The 23,960-nt window shown below is 67.1% G+C and carries 23 protein-coding genes and 1 tRNA gene; 17 read left to right on the top strand and 7 right to left on the bottom strand.

Translation table 11 applies throughout. From position 1 onward, the window contains the following. Positions 1–47: 47 nt before the first annotated feature. A tRNA-Arg gene (locus tag AC1RKE_RS04145) sits at positions 48–124 on the top strand. Here AC1RKE_RS04145 and AC1RKE_RS04140 read toward each other — a convergent pair. Then, a complete protein-coding gene (locus AC1RKE_RS04140; RefSeq protein ID WP_182713904.1) occupies positions 95–937 on the bottom strand; it encodes a recombinase zinc ribbon domain-containing protein in 843 nt (280 codons plus the stop codon). The genes AC1RKE_RS04145 and AC1RKE_RS04140 overlap by 30 nt on opposite strands. A gap of 63 nt (positions 938–1,000) precedes the next feature. Here AC1RKE_RS04140 and AC1RKE_RS04135 point away from each other — a divergent pair, with 63 nt between their 5' ends. Further along, positions 1,001–1,453, top strand: a complete 453-nt coding sequence (locus AC1RKE_RS04135; protein WP_182713855.1) for a MarR family winged helix-turn-helix transcriptional regulator — start codon at positions 1,001–1,003, stop codon at positions 1,451–1,453. Positions 1,454–1,466: 13 nt separating this feature from the next. On the opposite strand, the gene pdxR is transcribed toward AC1RKE_RS04135, so the two are convergent. After that, positions 1,467–2,903 carry a MocR-like pyridoxine biosynthesis transcription factor PdxR gene (gene pdxR / locus AC1RKE_RS04130; protein WP_395941834.1) on the bottom strand — a complete coding sequence of 479 codons (1,437 nt, stop codon included), beginning with the start codon at positions 2,901–2,903 and terminating at the stop codon, positions 1,467–1,469. Between the two features lie 99 nt (positions 2,904–3,002). Between pdxR and AC1RKE_RS04125 the strand changes: the two genes are divergently transcribed. Together AC1RKE_RS04125 and AC1RKE_RS04120 are read left to right on the top strand one after the other, a co-directional pair. Then, positions 3,003–3,707 (top strand): glutamine amidotransferase, encoded by a 705-nt coding sequence (locus AC1RKE_RS04125; RefSeq protein WP_191554707.1) that lies wholly within the window; start codon positions 3,003–3,005, stop codon positions 3,705–3,707. Further along, entirely contained in the window at positions 3,704–4,420 is a 717-nt protein-coding gene (locus AC1RKE_RS04120; RefSeq protein ID WP_191554706.1) for a YggS family pyridoxal phosphate-dependent enzyme, read from the top strand. The genes AC1RKE_RS04125 and AC1RKE_RS04120 overlap by 4 nt, the downstream gene beginning before the upstream one ends. Positions 4,421–4,470: 50 nt before the next feature. On the opposite strand, the gene AC1RKE_RS04115 is transcribed toward AC1RKE_RS04120, so the two are convergent. Then, positions 4,471–5,826, bottom strand: coding sequence for a M23 family metallopeptidase (locus AC1RKE_RS04115; protein WP_182713858.1), 1,356 nt, complete (start codon positions 5,824–5,826; stop codon positions 4,471–4,473). A gap of 338 nt (positions 5,827–6,164) precedes the next feature. On the opposite strand from AC1RKE_RS04115, the gene AC1RKE_RS04110 reads away from it, so the two are divergent. The 3 genes from AC1RKE_RS04110 to AC1RKE_RS04100 all read left to right on the top strand — a co-directional run bounded on the left by AC1RKE_RS04110 (position 6,165) and on the right by AC1RKE_RS04100 (position 10,011). Further along, entirely contained in the window at positions 6,165–9,353 is a 3,189-nt protein-coding gene (locus AC1RKE_RS04110) for an intermembrane phospholipid transport protein YdbH family protein (protein WP_348683872.1), read from the top strand. Between the two features lie 76 nt (positions 9,354–9,429). Further along, positions 9,430–9,618: a YnbE family lipoprotein gene (locus AC1RKE_RS04105; protein WP_054764280.1), complete on the top strand. Its 189-nt coding sequence runs from the start codon at positions 9,430–9,432 to the stop codon at positions 9,616–9,618. Between the two features lie 33 nt (positions 9,619–9,651). Next, positions 9,652–10,011: a DUF1318 domain-containing protein gene (locus AC1RKE_RS04100; protein WP_054764279.1), complete on the top strand. Its 360-nt coding sequence runs from the start codon at positions 9,652–9,654 to the stop codon at positions 10,009–10,011. Positions 10,012–10,032: 21 nt separating this feature from the next. Here the strand turns inward: AC1RKE_RS04100 and AC1RKE_RS04095 are convergent, their stop codons facing one another. Further along, the gene (locus AC1RKE_RS04095) at positions 10,033–11,187 is read right to left on the bottom strand and encodes a DNA cytosine methyltransferase (RefSeq protein ID WP_348683875.1); all 1,155 of its coding nucleotides are present in this window, start codon (positions 11,185–11,187) and stop codon (positions 10,033–10,035) included. Between the two features lie 81 nt (positions 11,188–11,268). Here AC1RKE_RS04095 and AC1RKE_RS04090 point away from each other — a divergent pair, with 81 nt between their 5' ends. Beyond that, entirely contained in the window at positions 11,269–11,727 is a 459-nt protein-coding gene (locus AC1RKE_RS04090) for a COG3650 family protein (protein WP_233455856.1), read from the top strand. 21 nt (positions 11,728–11,748) lie between these two features. Here AC1RKE_RS04090 and AC1RKE_RS04085 read toward each other — a convergent pair whose 3' ends face one another. Further along, the gene (locus AC1RKE_RS04085) at positions 11,749–12,654 is read right to left on the bottom strand and encodes a LysR substrate-binding domain-containing protein (RefSeq protein WP_287395206.1); all 906 of its coding nucleotides are present in this window, start codon (positions 12,652–12,654) and stop codon (positions 11,749–11,751) included. A gap of 92 nt (positions 12,655–12,746) precedes the next feature. On the opposite strand from AC1RKE_RS04085, the gene AC1RKE_RS04080 reads away from it, so the two are divergent. Then, the gene (locus AC1RKE_RS04080; protein ID WP_183216581.1) at positions 12,747–13,451 is read left to right on the top strand and encodes an FMN-dependent NADH-azoreductase; all 705 of its coding nucleotides are present in this window, start codon (positions 12,747–12,749) and stop codon (positions 13,449–13,451) included. Positions 13,452–13,465: 14 nt separating this feature from the next. Here the strand turns inward: AC1RKE_RS04080 and AC1RKE_RS04075 are convergent, their stop codons facing one another. Then, positions 13,466–14,230, bottom strand: coding sequence for a LytTR family DNA-binding domain-containing protein (locus tag AC1RKE_RS04075; RefSeq protein WP_336968032.1), 765 nt, complete (start codon positions 14,228–14,230; stop codon positions 13,466–13,468). 162 nt (positions 14,231–14,392) lie between these two features. Here AC1RKE_RS04075 and AC1RKE_RS04070 point away from each other — a divergent pair, with 162 nt between their 5' ends. Further along, positions 14,393–14,917, top strand: coding sequence for a DUF2306 domain-containing protein (locus AC1RKE_RS04070; RefSeq protein WP_348683880.1), 525 nt, complete (start codon positions 14,393–14,395; stop codon positions 14,915–14,917). Here AC1RKE_RS04070 and AC1RKE_RS04065 read toward each other — a convergent pair. Beyond that, a complete protein-coding gene (locus tag AC1RKE_RS04065; protein ID WP_348683882.1) occupies positions 14,910–15,671 on the bottom strand; it encodes a TetR/AcrR family transcriptional regulator in 762 nt (253 codons plus the stop codon). The genes AC1RKE_RS04070 and AC1RKE_RS04065 overlap by 8 nt on opposite strands. 324 nt (positions 15,672–15,995) lie before the next feature. On the opposite strand from AC1RKE_RS04065, the gene AC1RKE_RS04060 reads away from it, so the two are divergent. From AC1RKE_RS04060 to sucD, 7 genes are all read left to right on the top strand, one after another. Further along, positions 15,996–18,242 carry a TonB-dependent receptor gene (locus AC1RKE_RS04060; protein WP_054764273.1) on the top strand — a complete coding sequence of 749 codons (2,247 nt, stop codon included), beginning with the start codon at positions 15,996–15,998 and terminating at the stop codon, positions 18,240–18,242. Between the two features lie 142 nt (positions 18,243–18,384). Continuing rightward, positions 18,385–19,911, top strand: coding sequence for a spinster family MFS transporter (locus AC1RKE_RS04055; RefSeq protein ID WP_228185937.1), 1,527 nt, complete (start codon positions 18,385–18,387; stop codon positions 19,909–19,911). Positions 19,912–19,998: 87 nt separating this feature from the next. Beyond that, on the top strand, positions 19,999–21,189 hold the full coding sequence (sucC, locus tag AC1RKE_RS04050; protein ID WP_201463390.1) for an ADP-forming succinate--CoA ligase subunit beta: 1,191 nt from the start codon (positions 19,999–20,001) through the stop codon (positions 21,187–21,189). 116 nt (positions 21,190–21,305) lie between these two features. After that, positions 21,306–22,190, top strand: coding sequence for a hypothetical protein (locus tag AC1RKE_RS04045; RefSeq protein WP_182713870.1), 885 nt, complete (start codon positions 21,306–21,308; stop codon positions 22,188–22,190). A 72-nt stretch (positions 22,191–22,262) separates the two neighbouring features. Next, a complete protein-coding gene (locus tag AC1RKE_RS04040) occupies positions 22,263–22,520 on the top strand; it encodes a ribbon-helix-helix protein, CopG family (RefSeq protein ID WP_054764270.1) in 258 nt (85 codons plus the stop codon). Then, positions 22,504–22,926: a PIN domain-containing protein gene (locus AC1RKE_RS04035; RefSeq protein ID WP_182713871.1), complete on the top strand. Its 423-nt coding sequence runs from the start codon at positions 22,504–22,506 to the stop codon at positions 22,924–22,926. Before AC1RKE_RS04040 ends, AC1RKE_RS04035 begins: the two co-directional genes overlap by 17 nt. An 18-nt stretch (positions 22,927–22,944) precedes the next feature. Then, positions 22,945–23,847, top strand: coding sequence for a succinate--CoA ligase subunit alpha (sucD, locus tag AC1RKE_RS04030; protein WP_054764268.1), 903 nt, complete (start codon positions 22,945–22,947; stop codon positions 23,845–23,847). Positions 23,848–23,960: the final 113 nt, after the last annotated feature.

The raw sequence follows: 23,960 nt of genomic DNA, 5'->3' as shown, positions 1-23,960 counted from the left end.
TCCACCCCGTTCAGCGGCTAAAGACCCGCCCTCGCCGCAAGGCAGACGCACCCGTAGCTCAGCTGGATAGAGCACCAGACTACGAATCTGGGGGTCAGGAGTTCGAATCTCTTCGGGTGCGCCACTTCGGTTTAAAACCGAGAAATCCGCCAGCGGCGGCGTAACTCCCACCATCGCTAGACGCCAAGGCCCGCAGAAGCTCGGTTCGTGAGCCGATGATGCGCGCCTCGGTCTTGCTGATGACCTCCACCCGCTGCGTCAGGGCGCGCAGGTGATCCCGCCGATAGCCGCTGGTGCGATCCCGCAGCTTGCGCCGCGCGGCGCTGGCAAATCGGTTTAGGGCGTCCGGCGTAATCGTAGGCGCCAGCCGCTCCACGGACGCGCTGATCCGCTCAGCGTCTGCTCGGGCCTGATCGCGAACGCCGGAGAGTTCAGCGACCCGATCCTTCAGCGAGGCGTCGTCCGGCGACAGCAGACCGTTCTCGATAGCCTCGTAGAACCGATTGAGCTTGGCCTCCGCCTCAGTCGCGCGCTTGCGCATCTCCGCGATATGGCTGCGCCTTTGGTCAGCCCATTCCTCCCGACGATCCAAAAGCTGCTCCATCAGCGCGGCAAGTCTGTCCGGATCGAGCAGCCGGGTTTCCAGGTGGTCGATAATGGCGTCGTCCAGCTTGTCCATGGGGACGGCCAAGCCCGTGCATCCCGCCTCGCCCATGCGAGCCTTGGTCGAACAGGCGTAGTAGCGATACTGGCCGCCCGCCTGGCCCTTTCCTGTCCGCAGTGTCATGGCGCCGCCGCAGGCGCCGCAGAAGCAGATTCCGGTCAGCAGGTTCGGCCCCGTCGAGACACGCGGCGGCGTCCACTTCGGGTTCCGGGAAGCCAAGCGCGCCCGAACGGCCTCATAGTCCGCCTTTGAGACAATCGGCGGCACCGCCATGACGGCGTGCTCGGACAAAGGCGGGCGGCTTGGTCAGGGCCGCCTCAACCATGGATTGGAAGGATGGGCGGCGGTCGTCGGAGGCGGTGTTGCCCGGCTCGACATACTCCGCCGTCGCTTCCCAGCCCTTGGCCTCGCAATGCCGTTTTTGCAGCGGGGGGGTTGAACGCAGCGAGCTTTGACGTGCTCGCCACGCTGCGCCGGTCCGGGCCGCCCTATGCGCTTAGCCCGTCCGCCCTGATCGACTGGACGATGGTTACCTCCGGCACGATGACCAATCGGATCGACCGTCTGGAAAGGGCGGGGCTGGTCTCGCGCTCACCTGATCCCAGCGACGGCCGGGCAAGCGTCGTGGCTCTGACGGACGAAGGCTTCACCCTGATCGACGCATTGATCGGCGAGCACGTCGCGAACCAGCATCGCCTGATGGAGGGTTTGGACAAGAGGGAAAGCGCCGAACTCGACAGGCTGCTCGCCAAATGGCTGGCTTGCTTCGAGGAGTCGAAGTCCGCCTAAGGGAGGGGATCGGTTAAGGCGCTGCTGTCGTCAGCAATTCGACCGCGCGCGTGATTTCGTCTTCGTCGAGGTTCGCAAAGCCGAGACGGAACGCCTGGCGCGCCGTCGCAGTATCGATGCAGAGCGCGACGCCCGGCGTCACCGCAAGGCCGAGGCCGCGGGCCGTCTTGCTCCAGCACTCGGCGTCGACGCCATCCGCCAACCGCGCCCATAAGGCGAGGCCGCCCGCCGGGATCGCGAAGGACAGCCGGCTTCCCAACCTGTCGCCCAGGAGCATGGCGAGATGATCGCGCCGCGAGCGGTAGATGCGGCGGGTCTTGCGGACATGACGGCCGAGATCGCCCTCGGCGAACAGGGTCGCGACCGCATGTTCGATCGGCATGTCGCCCTGCCGGTCGATCGCCTGCCGCGTGTCGGCCATCCGCTGCACGAGGCTCCTTGGTCCGGCGGCGTAGCCGAGCCGGATACCGGGCGCCAGCACCTTGGACAACGACCCGACATAGACCAGTTTCACCCCGGAACCGGCACGCGCGGCGAGCGGCAGCACAGGCCGGCCGTCGAAACGGTATTCGTGATCGTAATCGTCCTCAATGATCGCGAGGGGGTGACGACCGGCAAGGTCTATCAGGCCGATCCGCCGCGCGGCGCTCATTGTCACCGTCGTCGGATATTGGTGATGGGGCGTGACATAGACCGCGCGCAGTCCCGGCGTGGCGGCGAGCGCGGCCTCCAGATGCGTGAGCGATAGGCCTTCGCCATCGACCGGGATCGGCACGACGCGGGCGCCGGCCGCGCGGAAGGCGGAGACGGCGAGCGGGTAGCCCGGCTCCTCCACCGCAATCGCCTCGCCGGGCGACAGCAGGACGTTCGCGGCCAGAAACAGCGCCATTTGGCTGCCACGTGTGACGATGAGGTCGTCCGCCGAAACAGTCATGCCGCGTTCGCTGGCGAGATGCCCGGCCAGGGCGTCGCGCAGGGCCGGCGCGCCGCGCGGATCGCCATAGCCGCTCGCCGTCAGGAAATCGGGCCGGCCGAGCGCGTGACGCAAGGCGCGGGCAAGTTCGGCAGAGGGCAGTAGACGGGCGTCCGGAACGCCATCGGAAAAGCGCAGCATGTCGCGATCGGCCGCGACACGGGACGGCTTCGTGGGCTGTGCGGCAGGCGGCGGGGAGCCGTTGCGCCGGGCGCCGCTCTCGATCGGCAGGTCGCGGGCGACGAAGGTGCCGCGCGCCGCCTCGGTGACGAGCCATCCCTGCGTCGCTGCTTCGTGATAGGCCGCATCGACCGTGTTGCGATGGAGTTTCAGCGTGGCCGCCAGCGTGCGCGTACCCGGCAGGCGCTGGCCGGGCTTCAGCCGGCCTTGCTCGATCGCCTCGATAATCGCCTGTGAAAGTCGGAGGAATACCGGCTGCCCAGACGCCTCGTTCAGGCCAAAGACGATTTCCTGCATCAACTGGCCTGTCGAAATTCTGAAAACTGGCCATGATTGACCATCCAGCTTCGCTTTACTGAATCTGAAAGGTCCAATCAAATCAGGAGAGCAGCCGTCATGCTCCGAACCGCCGTCGCGCTCCGGCATGTCGCATTCGAGGATCTGGGATCGTTTCAGACGGTGCTGGAGGCCGCAGGTTACAAGGTCCACTATTACGACATCGGCGTGGATGCGTTGTGGACGCTGGACCCGGTCAAGACCGCGCTGGTGATCGTGCTGGGCGGCCCGATCGGCGTGTATGAGGCCGAGCGTTATCCGTTCCTAGCCGAGGAACTGAACTTTCTGCGCGCGCGGCTCGCCGAAGGGCGCCCGACACTCGGCATCTGCCTCGGCGCGCAGTTGGTCGCGGCGGCGCTCGGCGCCGCTGTCGCGTCGACCGGCGCCAAGGAGATCGGCTTCGCCCCCCTGACGCTCACGCCCGCGGGCGCGGCCGGGCCACTGCGCCATCTCGCCGATGTGCCGGTACTGCACTGGCACGGCGATGTGTTCAGCATGCCTGCCGGAGGCGAGCGATTGGCGCAGACGCCGCTCTGCGTTAATCAGGCCTTCTCGTTTGGTCCCAATATCCTCGGCGTCCAGTTCCATCCCGAGGCGGACGTGTCAGATGGGTTCGAACGCTGGCTGATCGGCCATGCGTGTGAGCTGGCGGCGGCCGGCATCGACCTCTGCCAAATACGCGAGGACGCCGCCAAATTCGGGCCTGCCCTTCGCGACGGCGGCCGCAAGATGCTGTCCGATTGGCTGCAGGCGCTGCGGGCATGACGGTCGCCGCCAATCTGGAGAAAACCCGCGCGACGATCCGGGAGGCGGCGGCGCGCTCGGGCCGCGCGCCCGATGCGGTCCGCCTCGTCCTCGTCTCCAAGACCGTCTCGCCTGAGCGGATACGCGAGGCGATTTGGGAAGGCCAGACCGACCTTGGCGAGAACAAGGTTCAGGAAGGACGCAGCAAGGCCGAAGCATTGGCCGACCTGCCGGTACGCTGGTCGATGATCGGTCACTTGCAAACCAACAAGGTCAAGGACGTGCTGCGCTTCGCTGATGAGGTGCAGTCGCTTGACCGCCTGTCGCTCGCCGAAGCGCTGGACAAGCGGCTTCAGCATCTCGGCCGAGGCCTTGATGTGCTGGTCCAGGTCAATACCTCCGGTGAGGCAAGCAAATACGGGTTGGCGCCGCAGGACGTATCGGCCTTCCTCAAGGATGTGGCGGCGTGTGACGCAATACGCCCCAAGGGCTTCATGACGCTCGCCACCTTTACGCCGGACGAGGCCGAGGTGCGGCGCTGCTTTCGCCTGCTACGCGACGTCCGTGACCGGGCGCGCCAGGACGCGCCGCAGGGCGCCGCGCTTGCCGATCTCTCGATGGGCATGTCGGGCGACTATCCTTGGGCGATCGAAGAGGGGGCGACCATCGTGCGCGTGGGCCAGGCGGTGTTCGGTCCGCGCCCGCTGCCGGATTCGCACTATTGGCCGTCCTGAAAGTCAGACGTCGCCCCAATCCCTATCGCCGCTTCGTCAGCCGGTCGAGATTATCCCTGGGCGGCGCGCAGACCGTCGGCGGAGGCTTGCTGGAGGGCAGGGCGTTTTTGGCCGCCGGAGGCGATGATGCGGTCGATCCGAGCTTTTTCGGCGCGGAAGGCGGCCAGGTCGGCGCCGGACAGTTCGGTGCCCTCCTGGGTTTTGACGCCGGCCGGATTGATCCGTTGTCCGTTGCGCCAAATTTCATAGTGAAGGTGCGGACCGGTGGAGGCGCCGGTCGAGCCGACATAGGCGACGATCTGGCCCTGGCTGACCCGCTGGCCGGCGCGGATGCCGGCGCCGTAGCGGGACAGGTGGCCGTAGCCGCTTTCCAGACCGTTGTTATGGCGAATGCGCAGCCAGTTGCCGTAGCCGCCCCAGCGGCGCGCCTCGACCACCACGCCGTCGGCGGGGGCGACGACCGGCGTCCCGGTGCCGGCGGCGAAGTCGATGCCCTGGTGCATCTTGCGATAGCCGGAAATCGGATGGGTCCGGAAGCCGAAGCCCGACGACACGCGCCGGAAGTTCTGCAGCGGGGTGCGCATCATGGCCGAACGCAGGTTCTTGCCCGAGGCGTCGAAGAACTGCGCCTCTTTGGCGCCGGCCGGCTTGAAGCGATAGAAGGTCACGCCGCGCAGTTCGGCATAGACCAGATCGCCCACGGCGACGGTGCGGCCGGCCTCGGTCACGTCCCGGTCGAAGACCATGGTGAACTCGTCCGAGGCGCGGATGTCGCGTTGCATGTCGAACTTGGTGGCGAACAGTCGGCTGGCGGCGCGGACGATGGAGGCGGTGGCGCCCAGTTCGCGGGCGCTGGCGGACAGGGAGCGTTCGACGTCCCCCTTCAGCACCACGGTCTCGTGGGTGACCTTTTCCTCAAGCGAGCGCAGGCGCAGGGCGCCGTCGAAGCTGCGCGACACCGTCAGCTGGCTGGCCGGGCCGGTTCGCATGGTCAGGCCGATCAGGCGGGCGTCGCCTCGGCCGTCGCGCGGCTTGGCGATGGCGGTCTCGAAACGAAGGCCGGCGCGCAGGTCGGACAGGTCGAAGGCGTTGGCGACGGTGGCGGCGACGGCGCTGGCCTCTTCCGGGGCGACGCCGGTGCGGCGCACGGCCTCTTCAAAGGTTTCGCCGCGACGGATCTGGACGGGAACGGCCTCCGGGGCGGTCATGCCGGCCGGAGCATTGGCGGCGGCGAAGGCCTGAACCTCCATGGCGGCCATCTGGGCCGAGGAGGGGACGGGAACTTCTTCAGCCCTGGCGGGTTGATAGACTCTGCCGGCCAGAAGCGCCACCGAGACCGCGGCGGCGGCGGTCAGAGCGTGCGGGGCGAGGCGCATCGGCTGTCGGCGAGGGTCGAACTGAGCCATCGGTCTCGTCGTGCTGCAACGCCAGAGGCGTCAAACCATAGTCACCAAACTGCGCCGCATTCCTGAAAATGCGAAGGCTAGGCCTATACCTCGCCTGTTCCACTTTGGGAAGGCGGTTGCTTACAAGGCGTTAAGAGACGGCTCAAGCCCGTAAGGGTGCGTAGTCGTCCTGCCCCCGTTCCATAGGTTGCCCTCTTGTCGCCCCGCTTGGCTGCAACGGAAGATGAGAACGGACGTTGCGGACGCGCGTCTTCAAGGCGACGCTTGGGGCGTAAATCTTCATCGGGGGCAGCGATGGCGGTCTGGAAAATGGTTCTTTCGCTTTCCGGTCTGGACGTTTGACCGATACGACGACGCCATCCGACCGGTCGCGTCCGCCGTCCCGGCGGAACGATCCGCTGCGTCGGCTCGGCCGCGTCGCCGGCGTTGGGGTGCTGGTCGTCGCCCTCCTGCTGGCGGCGCTTTATCTGAATCGTCGAGCGGCGGCGCGCGAGGTCCTGGTGGGTTGGCTGGACCGGCGCGGGGTCCAGGCGGAGGTCGAGGTCGAGCGGATCGAGCTGGACGGCTTCGTCGGGCGTATCCGCATCGGCGATCCCAAAAATCCGGACGTGACGGTCGAGCGGGTCGAGGTGGACTACGCCGTGGCCTGGCCCTGGTCGAAGACGGGGCTGGGAGTGACGCCCAGCCGCGTTCGACTGGTCAGGCCGGTGATGCGCGCCAGTTGGAAGGACGGGAAGCTGGCGTTCGGATCGCTGGACCCGGTGATCAAATCCTTCACGGGCGGCCCGCCGCGTCCGGATGCGCGCGCGCCCCTGGTCATCGTCGAAGACGGCCGGGCGCTGTTGGAGACGGACTACGGCGCCGTGCGGATTCTGGGCGATGCGCGGGTGGACGACGGCAAGCTGATGCGGCTGAAGGCGGCGGTTCCGGCGACCGTGCTTCAAAGCGGCGAGGTTCAGGCCCAGGGGTTCGCCGCTGCGATCGATCTGACGACGACCGGCGACCGGGTGAAATTGAAATTGCGTGGTGAGGCCGAGCGTTTCGTCGGCGCCGGCCTGAGCGGGCGTCGGGCCCTGCTGAGCCTGGACGGAGACCTGCCTTATCCGGATTTGAAGACGCGACGCGGCGATGGTCGCGCGCGCCTCCATGCGCGTTTGACGGGCGAGGTTCTCGGCCTGGGGGCGACCCAGGCGCGTGATGCAGAGATCCAGGCCCGGTTCGACGGTCGAACCGCCGGATGGATCGAAGACTTCCAGCTGGACGGCGAGACCGGCCTGGCCTTGGCGGCGGCGGCCGTGGACGGTCCCCGGCTGAAGGCGACGCAGGCGCGGGTCCGGGCGGAGGGCGGACGCCTTGAGGTCAAGCGCGCAGACGCCCTGGGCTGGGGGCTGGAGACGCCGCTGGTCCTGACCGCCGAGGCCGGCGCGGCGGGCGGGGTCGAGGCGCGCGGTCTTTCGATCCGTTCCGGAGCCTTGACGTTGGGCGGGCGCGACGCGGCTTTCGAGGCGACCGGGCCGGTCAAGGCCGGCTTCGACCGTATCGGCTGGGGCGACCTGACGTTAAGGCGTGGGACCGCCGATCTGAGCCTGGACGTCGTCAAGGACGAGGCGGTCCGCATCGTCGCCCAGGGCGCAATCCGGTCGGCGGACGGCGCCTGGCCCCTGTTCGGGCCGGTCGGGCCCGACGACATCGCCGAACTGGCCGAGATGAAGCGGGCGTTGGGCGGTTTCGCCCTGAACGCCCCGGCGGTTCGCCTGGTCACAGGGTCGGCCGGGACGGAGGCCAGCGTCCTGCGACCGGTCACGGCCAAGCCCGCCAACGGCGGCGTGTTGACCCTGTCGCAGCCGGCGGGCCAGACCGCCTACGCCGCCGAGCCGGGACGGCTGGGCGGCGGCGCGCTGAGGTTGACGGCGACGCGGGGACGGGGACTGCCGGAAATGGAGGTGGACGTGCCGCAGTGGCGGCTGACCGACGCCGGCTTCGAGGCTCAACTGGACGGCCGTGCGCGACTGGATTTCGACGTGGCGCGCGGGATCGACGCCCGGACGCGGGGGCTTCTGGCCCTTGCGGACGGACGGATCACCTACACCACCCCCGAATGTGTGGACCTGACGGTCGAACGGCTGGAGCTGGACGAGAACGACGTCCATGAAGTCGCCGGCGCCCTCTGTCCCACGGACGCGCCCTTGCTCAGCGCCAAGGAGGGGGTCTGGCGCGTCGTCGGCGGCTTTGATCGCCTTTCGGCCCAGGCGCCCTTCCTGGGCATGCGGTTCGAAGGGGCCGCCGGTCGGGTGACGGTGGAGGGCGCATCCTCCGGCGTGGGGCTGACGGCGACGGTGACCCAGGCGCGGGCGGTGGACGCCCTGACCCCGAAGCGGTTCGAACCGCTCGCCGCCGTCGGACAGGTGCGGCTGGCCGAGGAGGTGTGGCGCGGCGGTTTCGACCTGGAAGGGACCGGCAAGGCGGCGGGGGCCGCCTTGGGGCGGTTGACCTTGACCCACGACGGCCGCAGCGGCGCCGGCGGCCTCCAGATTTCGGTTCCCCAGGTGACCTTCGTCGAGGGCGGCCTGCAACCAGCCATGCTGACGCCCCTGGTTGCAGACCTGGTGCAGTCGCCCGTGACCGGTTCGGTCGCCTTCGAGGGCCGGTTCGACTGGACCAAGACCGCCGAACCCACGTCGAGCGGGCGTCTGAGCGTGCCGGGGCTGGACTTCGTCAGCCCGGCCGGGGCGGTCAAGGGCGTCAAGGGCGACATCGTCTTCACCAGCCTGACGCCGCTGATCACCGCGCCGGATCAGAAGCTGACGGTGGACAGTCTGGCCGTGGGGACGGAGGCGACGGATCTGGACCTGACCTTCGCCGTCGACGCAGCCGGGATCAAGATCTCCGCAGGCTCGGTTCAAGCCGGCGGCGGCGTCGTCTCGGTGGAGCCGTTCGTCGTGCCGCTGGACGCCGCCCAGCCCTATGACGGGGTGGTGGTGCTGGACCGGGTCCAACTGGGCGATGTGGTGGCCGACACCGGTTTCGACGACAAGGTGGTGCTGGATGCGGTGGTCTCGGGCCGTCTGCCCTTCACCATGGATCCCAAGACCGGCTTGACGATCCGCAACGGGTCCCTGGCGGCGGTCCAGCCGGGACGGCTGTCGATCAAGCGCGAGGTGCTGACCGACGTGGACGCCGGCGGAGGCGGGGATGTGCCGCCGAACATGGTCGAGGATCTGGCCTATCAGGCGATGGAGAACCTGGCCTTCGACGTGCTCAGCGCCGATGTGAACAGTCTGGACGGCGGGCGGCTGTCGGTTCTGTTCCGTATTCGCGGCCGGCACGCGCCGCCCCAACGTCAGGAACTGCGTCTGACCCTGGCGGAGTTGATCAGTCGCGAATTCCTCAAGCGGGAACTGCCCCTGCCGTCCGGCACCCAGATCGACCTGACGCTGGACACGACCCTGAACGCCAATCAGCTGTTCTCGGATCTGCTGGCGGTGAATCGCGCCCGCCAAGGGCAGCAGGAAGAGGCGGCGCCGTGAACCCGGCCATTCAGAGACCGTTCACGCGCAGCCGTGCTATTGCATCTTCAAACCTGATCGAGCCGGAGTCTAAGCCATGATCACCAAGCGCCAGTTGGCCGGACTGGGCCTCGGAGCCGCCGCCGCGGCCGTCGCGGCCTGCGCCCCGACGGTCCGTCTGGAGGTTGCGCCCATCCAGATCTACGCCAAATTGGACGCAGACGTGCGTGTCCGGCTGGATCAAGAGTTGCAGCAACTGCTGCAACAGAACCCCAACCTCTTCTGATCGCCTCGCTTTTTCCTGAAAGGACAGGCTGACATGAGCTTTCGCAGATTTATCGCCGTCGGCGCCGTCGCCGCCGCCGTCTCCATGGCCGGCGCCGCCCTGGCTCAGACCAGCGCCCAAAAGGCCATGATCGATCAGGCCAAGGCCGCCGGGGTCGTGGGTGAACAGGCGGACGGCTATCTGGGCTTCCGCACCTCAAGCGCCGACGCCGATCTGCGCGCGGCCGTCGAAGCGACCAACGCCGGCCGCCGCGCCGCCTACGCCCGCAGCGCCGCCGAGGCGGGCGCCACCCCCGACGTGGCCGGGGCCCGGATGTTCCAGAGCCAGCTTCTGCCCCGGATTCCGGCCGGCCAATGGTATCGAAACGCCCAGGGCCAGTGGGTCCAGCGCTGAGGTCTTGGGCGGCCTGACGCCTCAGGCCGCCGCTCGCCGCGCCGAAAGCGCGGGCTTCAGCAGTCCCTCCGCCAGGGCGCGCACCACCGGCACGGCGACGGCGTCGCCCATCAGCTTCAGGGCCGCGCTCTGGCTGGGCGGCAACAGATAGTCGTCCGACACGCCCATCAGGCGCGCCGCCTCGCGGCCGGTCAGCCGCCGCACCCGAGCGCGTCCCCCGTCGCAGACGACGACATATTGGCGCGACGAACCGCCGGCCGGCGTTCTGAGGCAGCCCGCCAGGCCGTCGAACCGGATTTCGAGCCGCTGGACCTTGCGGCCGTTTTCTCGGCGAACCCGGCGATAGGCCGCGCCGACCGTGCGCCGGCCCGAGGCGATCGCCGCCTCCAGCCGGGCGCGGTGCAGCGGAGCGGCCAGGGCCAGGATCGCCTCGCCGTCGTCGAGCCAGACGGCGGTCTCGTCCGGTTCGAGCAGGGCGTCGAGATCAAGATTGCGGCGCGAGGGGACCGGCAGGCTCCACCAGGTCCAGGCGTCACGCGCCGCCTGCGGCAGACGGGCCTCAGCCGCGATCAGCCGGGACGAGTGGAAAGGCCCGTTCGGCGCGCGCGTCTGCGGCGCCGCCGCAGCAATCTCTTCGGCCATGGCGACGACGAACAGACGCGGGCGCGACTGGGGCAGCCAGTGGGCGGCGTCCATCTCCAAGGCCCCGATCCGCCAGCCGCCGGCCGCCATGGCCGTGCAGACGGCGGCGAAGTCCTCGCCCTGCGCTGCGCCCGAGGTCAACAGACCGATTACATTCTCCAGAACGATGATCCCGGGCGCGCGTCCCTCGCGCGACAAGCCCTCGATCAGACGCCAGAAACCCCAGAAGGCGCCGGACCGCCCCGCCGTCAGCCCGCCGCGCCCACCCGCCAGGCTGACGTCCTGGCAGGGGGACGAAGCCCAGGCCAGGTCCGGCGCGCCGGGCAGGTCCGCCGTCGTCAGGTCCCAGACGTCGCCCAGATGAAACGGGATCCGTGGATGATTGGCCGTGAAGGCGGCCGCCTTGGCCCGGTCCATGTCATTGGCGAAGACGGTCTCTATTCCCGAGACGCCGCCGGGATTCGCCCCGTTCAGGCCGAGGCCGGCCAAACCGCCGCCGGCGAAGAACTCGTATGCGGTCAGGCGAATCGACATTCCCGCACCATAACTCAGCCGCCGCCCTTGACCGAAGAGGATGTCGCCCACACTTGCTGGCCAATCGAGAGAGGTCTCCGCATGCGCCCGATCCCCGCCGCCCTGACGGCGATCATTCTGGTCCTGCCCCTGCTGGCGGGCTGCTATGATCGCAAGGATCAAGCGCCGGAGGCGGCGCCGCCGCCCGAGCCCGCCCCCGTGCTGGCGGGCGTCGATCTGGGCAAGCCGGTGCGCGCTCTCGGAACCGAACCCTTCTGGAGCGTCGAAATCACGCCGGACGGCCTGACCTACACCCGTGTGGATCAGCCGGCGCAGCATGCGCCGAACCGGGGCGCCACGGTGCAGGGCACGGTTGCGACCTACGCCACCTCGACCGATCTGAACGAAGCGCTAAACGTCGTCCTGATCGCCACGGAATGTTCGGACGGCATGAGCGATCGCGCCTATCCGCTGACGGCCAAGGTCGAGATCGGCGACGACACCCTGACCGGCTGCGCCGCCTCGGTGGCGGCGTTGGCAACCAGAGACGAGGCCGGCTGAGTCACAGCTAGGCGCCTATCTTCAGTCGGCCGCTGCCCCGATGATCGCCTGTCTGAGCCAAGACGCCACCGCCTGAACCCTTTCGTCCTCCCAAGCTTCAGGGGTCGCGGCCAAATGGTATGGTTGCCCCTGGAGAATCGGACCGAAGGGATTGACCAGAAGCCCCGCTTCCAGCTCGGGTCGCGCCAGCTCAAGGGCCGCGATTGCGGCGCCCCGGCCCGCTGTCGCGGCGGCCAACGCATGGGTGTCGTCAGAGAAGCGAGCGCCCTTTTCCACGGCCAATCCGCTTAGCCCAGCCTCCGTCGCCCATCGCTTCCAATCGGGGTCGTCCCCGGCGCGTCTCCAGTCGATATGAAGCAAGGGGACGCTAAACAGGTCGTCGACGCGGGTCAGGCGGAGACGAGGGCTGCTGACCACGCCGAAACGTTCCGAGACGAGCGGTTCTGACACCAAGCCGGAAAAGGGGCCGGCTCCATAGCGCACCGCCAGATCGGCTCCGCCTCCGTTGAGATCGACCACGGCGTCGCTCGCGTGGAGCCGCAAATCCAAATCGCCGGCCTGGAAATCTGCGAGGGCCGGGATCAGCCGCCGCGCGGTGAAGAGGACGGGCGCGGTCAAGGTCACCGCCTTTCGCCGGTCGTGCTGCCGGATGTCCGCAAGCGTTCGTTCGAAGGCGTCGAAGCCGCCCTGGAGGGTTGGAAGAAGCGTTTCGCCGGCCTTCGTCAAGACCACCCGGCGGACTAGGCGAAGGAAGAGCGGCTGTCCCAGCCACTCTTCCAAAAGGCGGACCTGATGGCTGACAGCGGTCGGCGTCACGCAAAGCTCTTCGGCCGCGCGCCGGAAGCTCAGACGTCGGGCGGCCGCCTCGAACGCGCGCAAAGCCCCCAGGGGCGGCAGTCTTCGCTGTGTCACTACGGATGAATCCATTTCACCCATCCATCGAAAATTTTGCGTTCGTCAACCCTACCTACAGAAAAATAAGCTCGCATGTCTTCCATATCACGTGAGTTCAGCTTGTCATGAGCCCCTCCATCCTAGACCCAATTCGCCTGCTTCACATCGACTCCAGCGCACGGCAGGGAGAGTCCGGGCGCGACAAGCATGGATCGCATACCCGCCGCCTCAGTCGACGTTTCATCCATCGTTGGAGGGAGATGAGGCCGCAGGACATCGTCGATTATCTTGACGTGGGACGGACGCCGCCGACGCCGGTGAGCCAGGCCTGGATCGCCGCCGCCTTCTGTCCGCCTGAACTGCGCACGGAAGCTCAGAAGGTCGTATTGGCGGAGAGCGACGCCTTGACTGACGCCTTGATGAAGGCGGATCTCGTCGTCATCGGCGCGCCCATGTACAATTTCGGATTGCCCGCACCGCTAAAGGCTTGGATCGACAATGTGGTGCGTGTCGGGGTGACCTTCGGTTTCGATCGCGCGCGATCAGACGTTCCCTATTGGCCTATGCTGCCGACAGGCAAGCGTCTGATCATTCTGACGGCGCGTGGTGACTATGGTTATGGACCGGACGGCCGTTTGGCGCACATGAATCTCGTGGAGGCGGGGCTGAAGATTCCCCTTGCCTACATCGGTCTTTACGAAAGCGAAGTCGTCGCCGTTGAATACGACGAGTTTTCCGACGATCGTCTCGCCGCCTCGATCTCGGAAGCCGAGATGTCCGTGGATGCTTTGGTCGATCAGTTGGCCATGGCAGAGTACCCCGCCACTTGAGGCGGCCCGACGCTTCACCACCAGTCGGCTTCGCGCAGGGTGCGGGCGTAGCGGCGGCTGACCGGGACGTTCAGCCCGCCCTCCAAGGTCAGGGTGGCGCGGCCGTCGCCGCGCTCGACGCCGCGCACGGCCGAACGGGCCACCCACCAGCTGCGGTGGGTGCGGGCGCCTTCCAGTCCCTCCAACTCTTCGACCGCGTCGGACAGGCGCATCAGGATCAGGTCCGAGCCGCGATCGGTGTGAAGGCGCAGATAGTGGTCCTCGGCCTGAACGGCGTAGAGGGTCGCGCCCTTCAGCCTGGGGGGCAGGCGATCCAGAAAGCGCGCCGGACGGGTCGGCTGGCTGGGCGGCGCGGCGTGGGTCTGAACCGGCTGGGCGCGGCCCAGGAAGACATTGACCGTCGTCACCGCCAGGGTGACGATCAGGACCGGGCCGAACAGCTGGGGCAGGGCGGACAGCGGGTAAAGCCGCTGGGCGAAGAAGAGGCCCGTCGCGGCCCAGACGATCAGGCTCAGCGGGCCGGTGATGACCGCCGTCATCAGGCCGACCGTCAGCCACGGCCGGTCGTCCACGTCGATGAAGCGCGTGACCAAACCGCTGCACAGGTGGCCCCAAAGGCCGCCGAGGATCATCATCAGAACCCAATAGGCCAGCCGTTCCAGATAGGGCGCGCCGGCGCTGCCGAAGGCGCCGGTCGAGGCCAGGAAGACGCCGACCAGGACAGCCACGACAAGCCCGCGCAGAAAGGTTCGACGGCGGTCGGCGGCGGGTGACGTCATGAGGGCCTTCTGTCTTCCAAGGCCGATCTGAAACCATGATTTCCTTCAGGGCGGAAGGGGGCGGACGTTCGCGAAGTCGATGTGGTCGTTCGCGCAGAGACGGGTGCGCGGCGATCGCAGCCCCATCAGGAAGGGGGCGAGTTTTCCCGGAGCCTTCGTCCCATGTCCCGCCTCGCCCGTCATCTGCCGTCCGCCGCCGGTCTTCTCCTGCTCGGCGTTCCGATCCTCTTCTATCTGACCCGAGACGATGGTCAGATCGCACGGCTGGGCTTCCGTCCGCACGCGCCGAAGCTGGACCTCTTGGCCGCCGCGCCGACGGCGATCCAAGTTCATGTGGCGGCCGCCCTGACGGCCCTGGCGATCGGGATCGTGCTGCTGATCGGGGTGAAGGGCACGCGGCTGCACCGGACGCTGGGCTGGGCCTGGGTGGCGGCGATGGGAACGACGGCGATCAGCTCCTTCTTCATTCACGCCATCAATCCCGGCGGGCCTGCGGGCCTGTCCTTGATCCATCTGCTCAGCGGTTGGACGGTGGTCGGCCTGCCCATGGCGGTCTACGCCGCCCGTCGCCACAGGGTGCAGGTCCATCGGCGGGCCATGACCTCCATGTTCGTCGGAGGACTGATCGTGGCGGGCCTTCTGACCTTCCTGCCGGGCCGGCTGATGTGGGCGGTCTTCTTCAGCTAGAAGGCGACAGCCCCGCCACGGCGCGAAAGCCGGCCGCAGCGAACCGGACCATATAGTCGCCGGCCGTCTGAAGATCCCCGGATCGGGCGCGGCCGCCGGACAGTCGGTCCAGACGTCCGGTCTCGCCCAGGGTCAGGGTCAGGGCGCCCGACAGATTGTGATAGCCCCAGTAGAGATCCACCTCGCTGGCCTCGGGCAGGACCTGGGCGATCAGTTCGATCAGCCGGCGGATGGCCGGGTCGAAATAGCGGGCCATGGTCTCGCCGCCGAAGGTCGGGTTGGCGTTGGTCTGGGCCACCAGGGCGGAATAATGTTTCCAGCCCGGCCCGCCCTTAAGCGACCATTCGAACGGGGGGCGCAGAAAGGCTTCGAGCAGACCCTCCAGGGTCATGGGGCGTCCCGACTCTTCAGCCTGGGCGGCGTAGCGATCGATGGCGGCGACCCGTTCGTTGTTCCACACCTCGGCCCGACGCAGGAAGACCGCATCGAACAGGTCTCGCTTGGCTCCGAAATAATAGTGGACCAGGGCGGTGTCGACGCCGGCCTCGCGCGCCACCTCGCGGATGGTGACGCCGTAGAAGCCGTGTTTGGAAAACAGATCCTCGGCCGCATCCAGGATCAGCTCGCGGGTTTCACCCGCCGCCTTGGCCTGGGCCTTGGGCGGACGGCCGCGCCGCGCAGGCGTCGCATCCGGCGCGGCCGTCTTGCGCCGGGCGGCGGCGACGGGACGGGGCGCGGCGGGGATCTGGCTCATGCGGCGACGCTAGAGCATGATCGTTTCGGACGGAACCGCTTTGCGGTTCCGACAGAAGCGTGAATCATGCTCTCGCTTTAATCTGGAGCCTGATTCACCGTTTCAGCGGAACCGCGAAGCGGTTCCTCCTCAACGGATCAGGCTCTAGGCCAGGGCCGGCGCCGGTGCAACGGCGCCACGCTGCACGGTCCGTGTGGGCGGATGACGACGTTGCGGCAGCCCCGGGGTTTGACAGACGGTCGAAACCGGGTCAGGTTCAAGAAAATCATTGAACGCTGAATAAAAGCGTCAACCAGGCTGGAAACGACAAAGGGGTTAAGGATCATGAATCGTCATGTGAAGTGCGCGCTGCTGGCCGGCGCGGCGTGGGGCGTGCTGGCGGGGGCCACGGTCGCCCAGGACGCGGAGGCGACCGCTCAGGCCGCGAATGCTCAGGACGCCGCCACCGTCGACGACATCGTCGTCACCGCGCGCCGCCGCGCGGAAAGCCTGCAGGATGTGCCTGTCGCCGTGACCGCCGTCACCGGCGAACAGCTTGAGGCGCGCGGCGCCCTGGACATCACCGAACTGGCGCGCTCGACGCCCAGCCTGACGCTGAACGCCGCGCGGGGCTCGAACTCGACCCTTATCTCCTTCATTCGCGGCGTGGGCCAGCAGGATCCGCTGTGGGGCTTCGATCCCGGCGTCGGCCTGTATATCGACGACGTCTATGTGGCCCGTCCGCAGGCCGCCGTTCTGGACATCTTCGACGTGGAGCGGGTCGAGGTGCTGCGCGGACCGCAAGGCACGCTTTATGGCCGCAACACCATCGGCGGCGCCATCAAATACGTGACCAGCCGCATCAATGCCGACGAGCCCGAGGGACGCCTGCGCGCCTCCTACGGCAGCTATAACCAGCGCGACGTGATCGCCAGCGCCCAACTGCCCTTCAGCGACGAGTTCAAGGTCTCGGCCGCCTTGGCCCGCTATCTACGCGACGGCTACGGCAAGAACCTGAACACCGGCAACGAACACTACAACAAGGACGTGACCGCCTTCCGCGCCAGCGCGGAGTGGAGCCCGACCGACAGCCTGTTCTTCCGTCTGGCCGGCGATCTGGTGAACGACGACTCCAACGCGCGCCACGGCCACCGCGAGTTCGCCCCGTCGCCCGCCGATGTCTATGACACCAACGCCGGCGCCGGCGACAAGAACCGCGTCCAGACGCGCGGCGTGTCGCTGACCGGCGAGTGGGAGATGAGCGACATGTTCACCTTCAAGTCGATCACCGCCTATCGTGAAGGCCTGACGCGCGGCAATATCGACTTCGACAACCTGCCCCAGCCCATCCTCGACATCCCCGCCGCCTATGACGACGACCAGTTCAGCCAGGAATTCCAGGTTCTGGTCAGCGCGGGCCGTCTGAACGGCGTCGCCGGCGTCTACTATATGGACGCCAACGCCTCTGGCGCGTTCGACACCGTCGTGGGTCTGGCCAATCTGACGACCCTGACCTCGGGTTCGGTGGCGACCAAGAGCTACGCCGTCTTCGCCGACTTCTCCTATGACGTCACCGACGCCCTGTCGGTCTCGGTCGGCGGTCGCTTCACCAAGGACGAGAAAGAAGGTACGGTCTTCCGTCAGCGTTACTTGGGTATCCGCAGCCCCTATTTCGGCAATACGACTGCCGTGCCGTTCTTGGGCGAGGCTCCCCGCACCAACTACACCCGCACGCGCGAGTTCGAGAAGTTCACGCCCCGCATCGCGGTCAACTACAAGTTCGGCCCCGACCTGACGGCCTATGCCTCGTGGGGCGAGGGCTTCAAATCGGGCGGCTTCGACATGCGCGGCGATGCGGTCCTGTATCCCGCCACCGTCAACGGCTATGCGCCGGAAACGGTCGAGACCTACGAGATCGGGCTGAAGGGTTCGCTGCTGGATCGTCGCCTGACCTTCGCCACCGCGATCTTCGATTCCAGCTACGAGAACCAGCAGATCACGACCCAGTATCCGGCCGGCGCGACGATCGCCTCGGTGGTGGACAATGTCGGCTCGTCCTCGATCCGCGGTTGGGAGTTCGAAGGCCGCTTGCGCGCCACCGACGCCCTGACGTTCAACGCCTCGCTGAGCTACATCGACGCCAAGTTCGACGAGTTCCTGGCCTACATCCCGACAGGCCCGCTGAACACGACCTGCCCCACAGTTGTCGGCTGTTTCGTCGATGTGTCGTCGCAGCGCGACTTCCAGAACACGCCGGAATGGACCGGATCGATCTCGGCCAACTACAACTGGGTCATGGAGAACGGCTCGTCGATCGCCTTCATCCCGTCGATCGCCTATCGCGGTGCCTACCAACAGTTCGAGACGCCCGCGCCGCTGCTCGATCAGGATGCCTACTGGATGTATGACGCCAGCATCGTCTGGACCTCGTCCGATGACCGCCTGACCTTCGGCGTCCACGGCAAGAACCTGGGCGACGAACGCTATCGCGTCGGCGGCTACACCTTCCCCGGCGCCCTGACCGGCGACTCGATCATCGGCTTCTACGGCCCGCCGCGCACCGTCACGGCGACCCTGGGTCTGAAGTTCTGATCCCCATTCATCACGCCTGACGACGAGGGGCGGCGGTCTCCGGGCCGCCGCCCCTTTTCGCTCCGCCAGGCCTATTTTGCACAGGGCGGACTTGCGGCTAGGCTCTCCGCAACGAACAACAAGACGCCGAGGGGAAACGCCGATGACGACGGAGACGCTGACGGTCCAGGATGCGCGGCCCGAGCGGCCTGAGCGGCCCGGCTACCGCTACTATGTGCTGGCGGTGCTGATCCTGATCTACATGCTGAACTTCCTGGATCGGCAGATCATCGGCATTCTGGCGGCGCCGCTGAAGGAAGAGTTCGGCATGTCCGACAGCCAGTTCGGTCTGTTGGGCGGCATCGCCTTCGCCTCGGTCTATTCGACCCTGGCCATTCCCCTGGCCTGGCTGGCCGACCGGTTCAGCCGGGTGTGGATCATGACCGGGGCGCTCGCCGTCTGGTCCGGCTTCACCGCCCTGTGCGGCATGGCCGGCTCGTTCGGCCAGCTGTTCCTGTGCCGGATGGGGGTGGGCGTGGGCGAGGCGGGCGGGGTGGCGCCGGCCTATTCGCTGATCGCCGACTATTTCCCGCCGCATCAGAGAGCGCGGGCCCTGGCCGCCTTCGCCTTCGGGATTCCGCTGGGCATGGCCGCGGGCACCCTGGTTGGGGGACTGCTGGCGGCGACCTACGGCTGGCGCACGGCCTTCATCGTCGTCGGCCTGTCGGGTCTGCTGGTCGCGCCCCTGCTGCGGCTGACGGTCAAGGATCCCAAGCGCGGCGGAACCGATGCAGTGAAGACCGAAGCCCAGGTCGCGGCCCTGGCCGCCGCGCCGGTCGGGACGGATCGGGCGGGCAAGATCGCGGCCCAGATCATGCTGGGCCTGGGCGCCGGTCTTCTGGTCCTGGGGGGGCTGGACTGGCTGCTGGGTCTGTCGCTCGGCAATCCGCTGGTGCTCGCCTTCGGCGGCCTGCTGGCTGGGGTGATCGGCGCCTCCTTGATGGTCGCGCGGCGCACCGCATCGGTCGTGATCAAGAAGCCCAGCTTCTGGCTGCTGGCCCTGGGCGCGGCCTCGTCCTCCGTATGCGGCTATGGCGTCGCCGGCTGGTTGCCCCTGTTCTTCATGCGCAGTTTCGACCTGAGCCTGCGCCAGACCAGCTGGTACTATTCGGGCATCGCCCTGATCGGCGGCCTCCTGGGCATTTGGCTGGGCGGAATGATCGCCGACAAGCTGTCGAAGAAGGGCAAGGGCGCCTATCCCCTGACCCCGGCCGTGGCCTTTCTGATCTCGGCGCCCTGTTTCATCCTGGCGATGAACTCGCCCTGGCTGATCGGCCTCGTCCTGCCGGGCGGGGGCAGCCATGCGCAGCAGCTGATCCTGGCCTTCCTGATCTTCCTTCTGCCCACGGGGTTGAACCTGGCCTGGCTGGGGCCGATCACGGCGGCGGTCCAGCATCTGGTCCCGGCGGCCATGCGCTCCACCGCCTCGGCCCTGTTTCTGCTGATCAACAATCTGCTGGGGATCGCGGTCGGCTTCTACTATTTCGGCTGGATGAGCGACCTCCTGGCGCCCCGGTTCGGAGAGGAGAGCCTGAGGTGGGCCATCTACACCGGCATGAGCTTCTATGTGCTGGCGGCCATTCTGCTGTTTGGGGCCTCGCGGACGCTGAAGCGGGACTGGGTGGACTAAAGGGTCATAATCAGACGGTTGCACCTGCGAAGGCGCGGGGCCTATAAGCCCCGCAAACTCTTCCCAGCAAAGATTGCGGCGGTCTCCATGAACATCCACGAATATCAGGCCAAGCAGGTTCTCAAGGGCTTCGGCGCCCCCGTCGCCGCAGGCGTGCCCATCACCTCGGCCGATCAGGCCGAGGCCGCCGCCAAGCAACTGCCTGGCCCGCTCTATGTGGTGAAGTCGCAAATCCACGCCGGGGGCCGCGGCAAGGGCAAGTTCAAGGAACTGCCGGCCGACGCCAAGGGCGGCGTGCGTCTGGCCTTCTCGATCGAGGAAGTCGTCGCCCACGCCAAGGAGATGCTGGGCAACACCCTGGTCACCGCCCAGACGGGCGAGGCCGGCAAACAGGTCAACCGCCTCTATATCGAAGACGGCGCCGACATTGATCGTGAACTGTATTGCTCGCTGCTGGTTGATCGCGCCTATGGCCGCATCGCCTTCGTCGTCTCGACCGAAGGCGGCATGGACATCGAAACCGTCGCCCACGACACGCCCGAGAAAATCCAGAACATCGTCATCGACCCCGCCACGGGCGTGACCGACGCCGACGTCGCCGCCATCAACGCCGCCTACGGCCTGACGGGCGCCGCAGCCGAAGACGGCAAGTCGCTGTTCCCCGCCCTGTACAAGGCCTTCGTCGAGAAGGACATGGACATGCTGGAGGTGAACCCGCTGATCGTCATGAAGGACGGCCATCTGCGCGTCCTGGACGCCAAGGTCAGCTTCGACGGCAACGCCCTGTTCCGCCACGAGGACATCCGCGCCCTGCGCGATGAGACGGAAGAAGACGCCAAGGAAATCGAAGCCTCCAAGTGGGACCTCGCCTATGTCTCGCTGGACGGCAACATCGGCTGCATGGTCAACGGCGCCGGCCTGGCCATGGCGACGATGGACATCATCAAACTGTACGGCAAGGAGCCGGCCAACTTCTGCGACGTCGGCGGCGGCGCCGGCAAGGAGAAGGTCGCGGCGGCCTTCAAGATCATCACCGCCGACCCGAACGTCCAGGGTATCCTGGTCAACATCTTCGGCGGCATCATGAAGTGCGACGTCATCGCCGAGGGCGTGGTCGCGGCCGTGAAGGAAGTGGGCCTGAAGGTGCCGCTGGTCGTGCGTCTGGAAGGCACCAACGCCGAACTGGGCAAGAAAATCCTGAACGAGTCCGGCCTGACCATCCAGGCCGCCGACGACCTGGACGACGCCGCCCAGAAGATCGTCGCGGCGGTCGGCTAAACGTCAAGAGATCGTCTTTGATGCTCTGACGGCGGCGCTGCTTGCAGCGTCGCCGTTTCTCGTTGCGGAGGGCTGCGACGCCCCGCCATAGTCGTCGCCTATGGACGGAGGGAGCCTTGCCGGATTTCGAAGTGGTCGCGATGGCTTTGGCGCCCGCGCGTCATCTCGCGGCCTTCACCGACCATTATCGGGCTAAGCACCCGGCGCGGATCAGAATCTATTTCGACGGCGAGGATGCACCTGACCCGGTCCAGGTCGGGCTCGATCCCAAGGATCTTATAGTCTGCGACGCGGCCTTCTGGGCGACGCGCGGTGGTCGGCCCCAGGCGGTCGAGGATCGCCAGAGGGTCGTCTATGCCGAGGCCTATTCCACCCTGGCCTCCGATTGGCTGCTGGTCGTGGACATCGACGAGATGATCCTGGGCGATGTCGACGTCTCCGCTGTGCTCGGCGCCGTGGCGGCCGAACGCGAGGCGGTCATCTTCCCCTCGCTCGAGGCGGTGTGGCGGGCCGGCGACGACCTGACGCGCGAGTATGGAGCCACGCTGGCGCGCAAACCCTATCACGGCCCTTTGTCGGACCAGTTCGCAGACCTGATCTATCCTGGACGCGGGCGCTTCTTCGTTCGTGGTCTTCTGGCGCATCACATGGGCAAGCACGCGGTGCGGCGTGGCCTGCCTGACGTCATGGTCTGCATCCATGAGTCCAAGCGCGGGGACCGGCCGTTGAAGGCGGCGCGGGCGCGCGATCCCGGGACGGGGCGCACGGCCTGGCTGCTGCATCACGACGCCATCGGCTTGGACGCCTGGCGGGCCAAGTGGGACCGGCGCGTCGCGGCGGGCGACACCGCCGAAATGGGGCGCCGTCGCCGCCGCCAGCAGGCGGCCTATGTTCAGGCGCGAGAAGCGGGTGAGGAAGCCGCCCTGTTCGCGGACCTCTACGCCCTGAAACCCTGGCAGCAGGCGATCTTGCGACGGCTCGGGTTGTTACTGAATATCTGACCGGGCTTGCCTGGTCTGTCCACGCGGCCTATGTGCTCCACATAACCCGTGTAAGCCGCCCCGCTCGCGAACATGACCCGCAACATCACCCTCGCCATAGATGACGCCCTGCTCGACAAGGTGCGTGTTCTGGCCGCTATGAAGCGGACCAGCGTCAATGAGATGGTGCGCGGTTTCCTGGCTCGACTGGTCGAGGAAGAAACGGAACACGACGAGGCGACCGAAGCCTTGCTGAAGCTGGCCCGCGAAAGCGAAGGCCGGATGGGCGACTGGCGCCCCGCCAGAGAAGATGCATATAGCGGCGAGCCTCGTTTTGATCGCTGGCGCTGACGTCTTCCTGGACACCAACATCCTGATCTACGCCGCGCTCGGTTCTGTCGATGAACCGGCGAAGTACGATCGTGCGCTTGAACTTCTGACCCGACGCTTCGGCACCTCGGGTCAGGTTCTGGCCGAATTCTATGTCACCGCCCAACGCAAGGGTGCGCGCCCTCTGACTCCGGAGGAGGCGCAGGAGTGGGTGTTTCGGTTGTCCAAGAAGCCCTTCCAGCCCATCGACTACAGGGTGGTCCGCAGCGGTATCGAGAACGCCCAGCGTTACATGATTTCCTACTGGGACGGCGCCATCATCGCCGCCGCCGAACGGCTGGGCGCCAAGGTGCTCTATTCCGAAGACCTCAATCACGGTCAGACCTATGGGTCGGTCCGTGTCGAAAACCCCTTCCTTCCCGCCTAACCCAACAAGCGAGACTCCATGTCCATCCTCGTCAACAAAGACACCAAGATCATCGTCCAGGGCCTGACCGGCAAGACCGGCGGCTTCCACACCGAACAGGCCCTGGCCTATCACGGCACCCAGATGGTCGCCGGCGTCCACCCGACCAAGGGCGGCACGAACTGGACCGGTTCACACGGCGAAACCCTGCCGATCTACGCCTCGGTCGCCGAAGCCAAGGACGCCACGGGCGCCGACGCCTCGGTCATCTATGTCCCGCCGTCAGGCGCCGCCGCCGCCATCATCGAAGCCATCGACGCCGAAATCCCCTTCATCACCTGCATCACCGAGGGCATTCCGGTGATGGACATGGTCAAGGTCAAGCGCCGGCTGGAAGGCTCCAACTCCCGCCTCTTGGGCCCGAACTGCCCGGGCGTCCTGACGCCGGACGAGTGCAAGATCGGCATCATGCCGGGCAATATCTTCAAGAAGGGCTCGGTCGGCATCGTGTCGCGTTCGGGCACCCTGACCTATGAGGCCGTGTTCCAGACCACCAATGAGGGCCTGGGTCAGACCACGGCCGTGGGCATCGGCGGCGACCCGGTCAAGGGCACCGAATTCATCGACGTGCTGGAGATGTTCCTGGCCGATCCCGAAACCACCTCGATCATCATGATCGGTGAAATCGGCGGCGGCGCGGAAGAAGACGCCGCCCAGTTCCTGATCGACGAGGCCAAGAAGGGCCGCAAGAAGCCGATGGCCGGCTTCATCGCCGGTCGCACGGCGCCCAAGGGCCGCACCATGGGCCACGCCGGCGCCGTCGTCTCGGGCGGCAAGGGCGATGCGGAATCCAAGATCGCGGCGATGGAGGCCGCCGGCATCCGCATGTCGCAATCGCCGGCCCGTCTGGGCAAGACCCTGGTGGAAGTGCTGAAGGGCTGAGACCCGTAAGCGGCGTAGGCATCGCCTCACGCATCAAAAATGCCGGTCTCGGCAGGATTGGACGCCCTCGGCTTCGGCCGGGGGCGTTTTTCTTTCGGCATGCGACCAATTTC

It is taken from the genome of Brevundimonas sp. GW822-FHT03E11, assembly GCF_058801445.1.
This window is presented reverse-complemented; position numbering and strand designations above follow the sequence as displayed.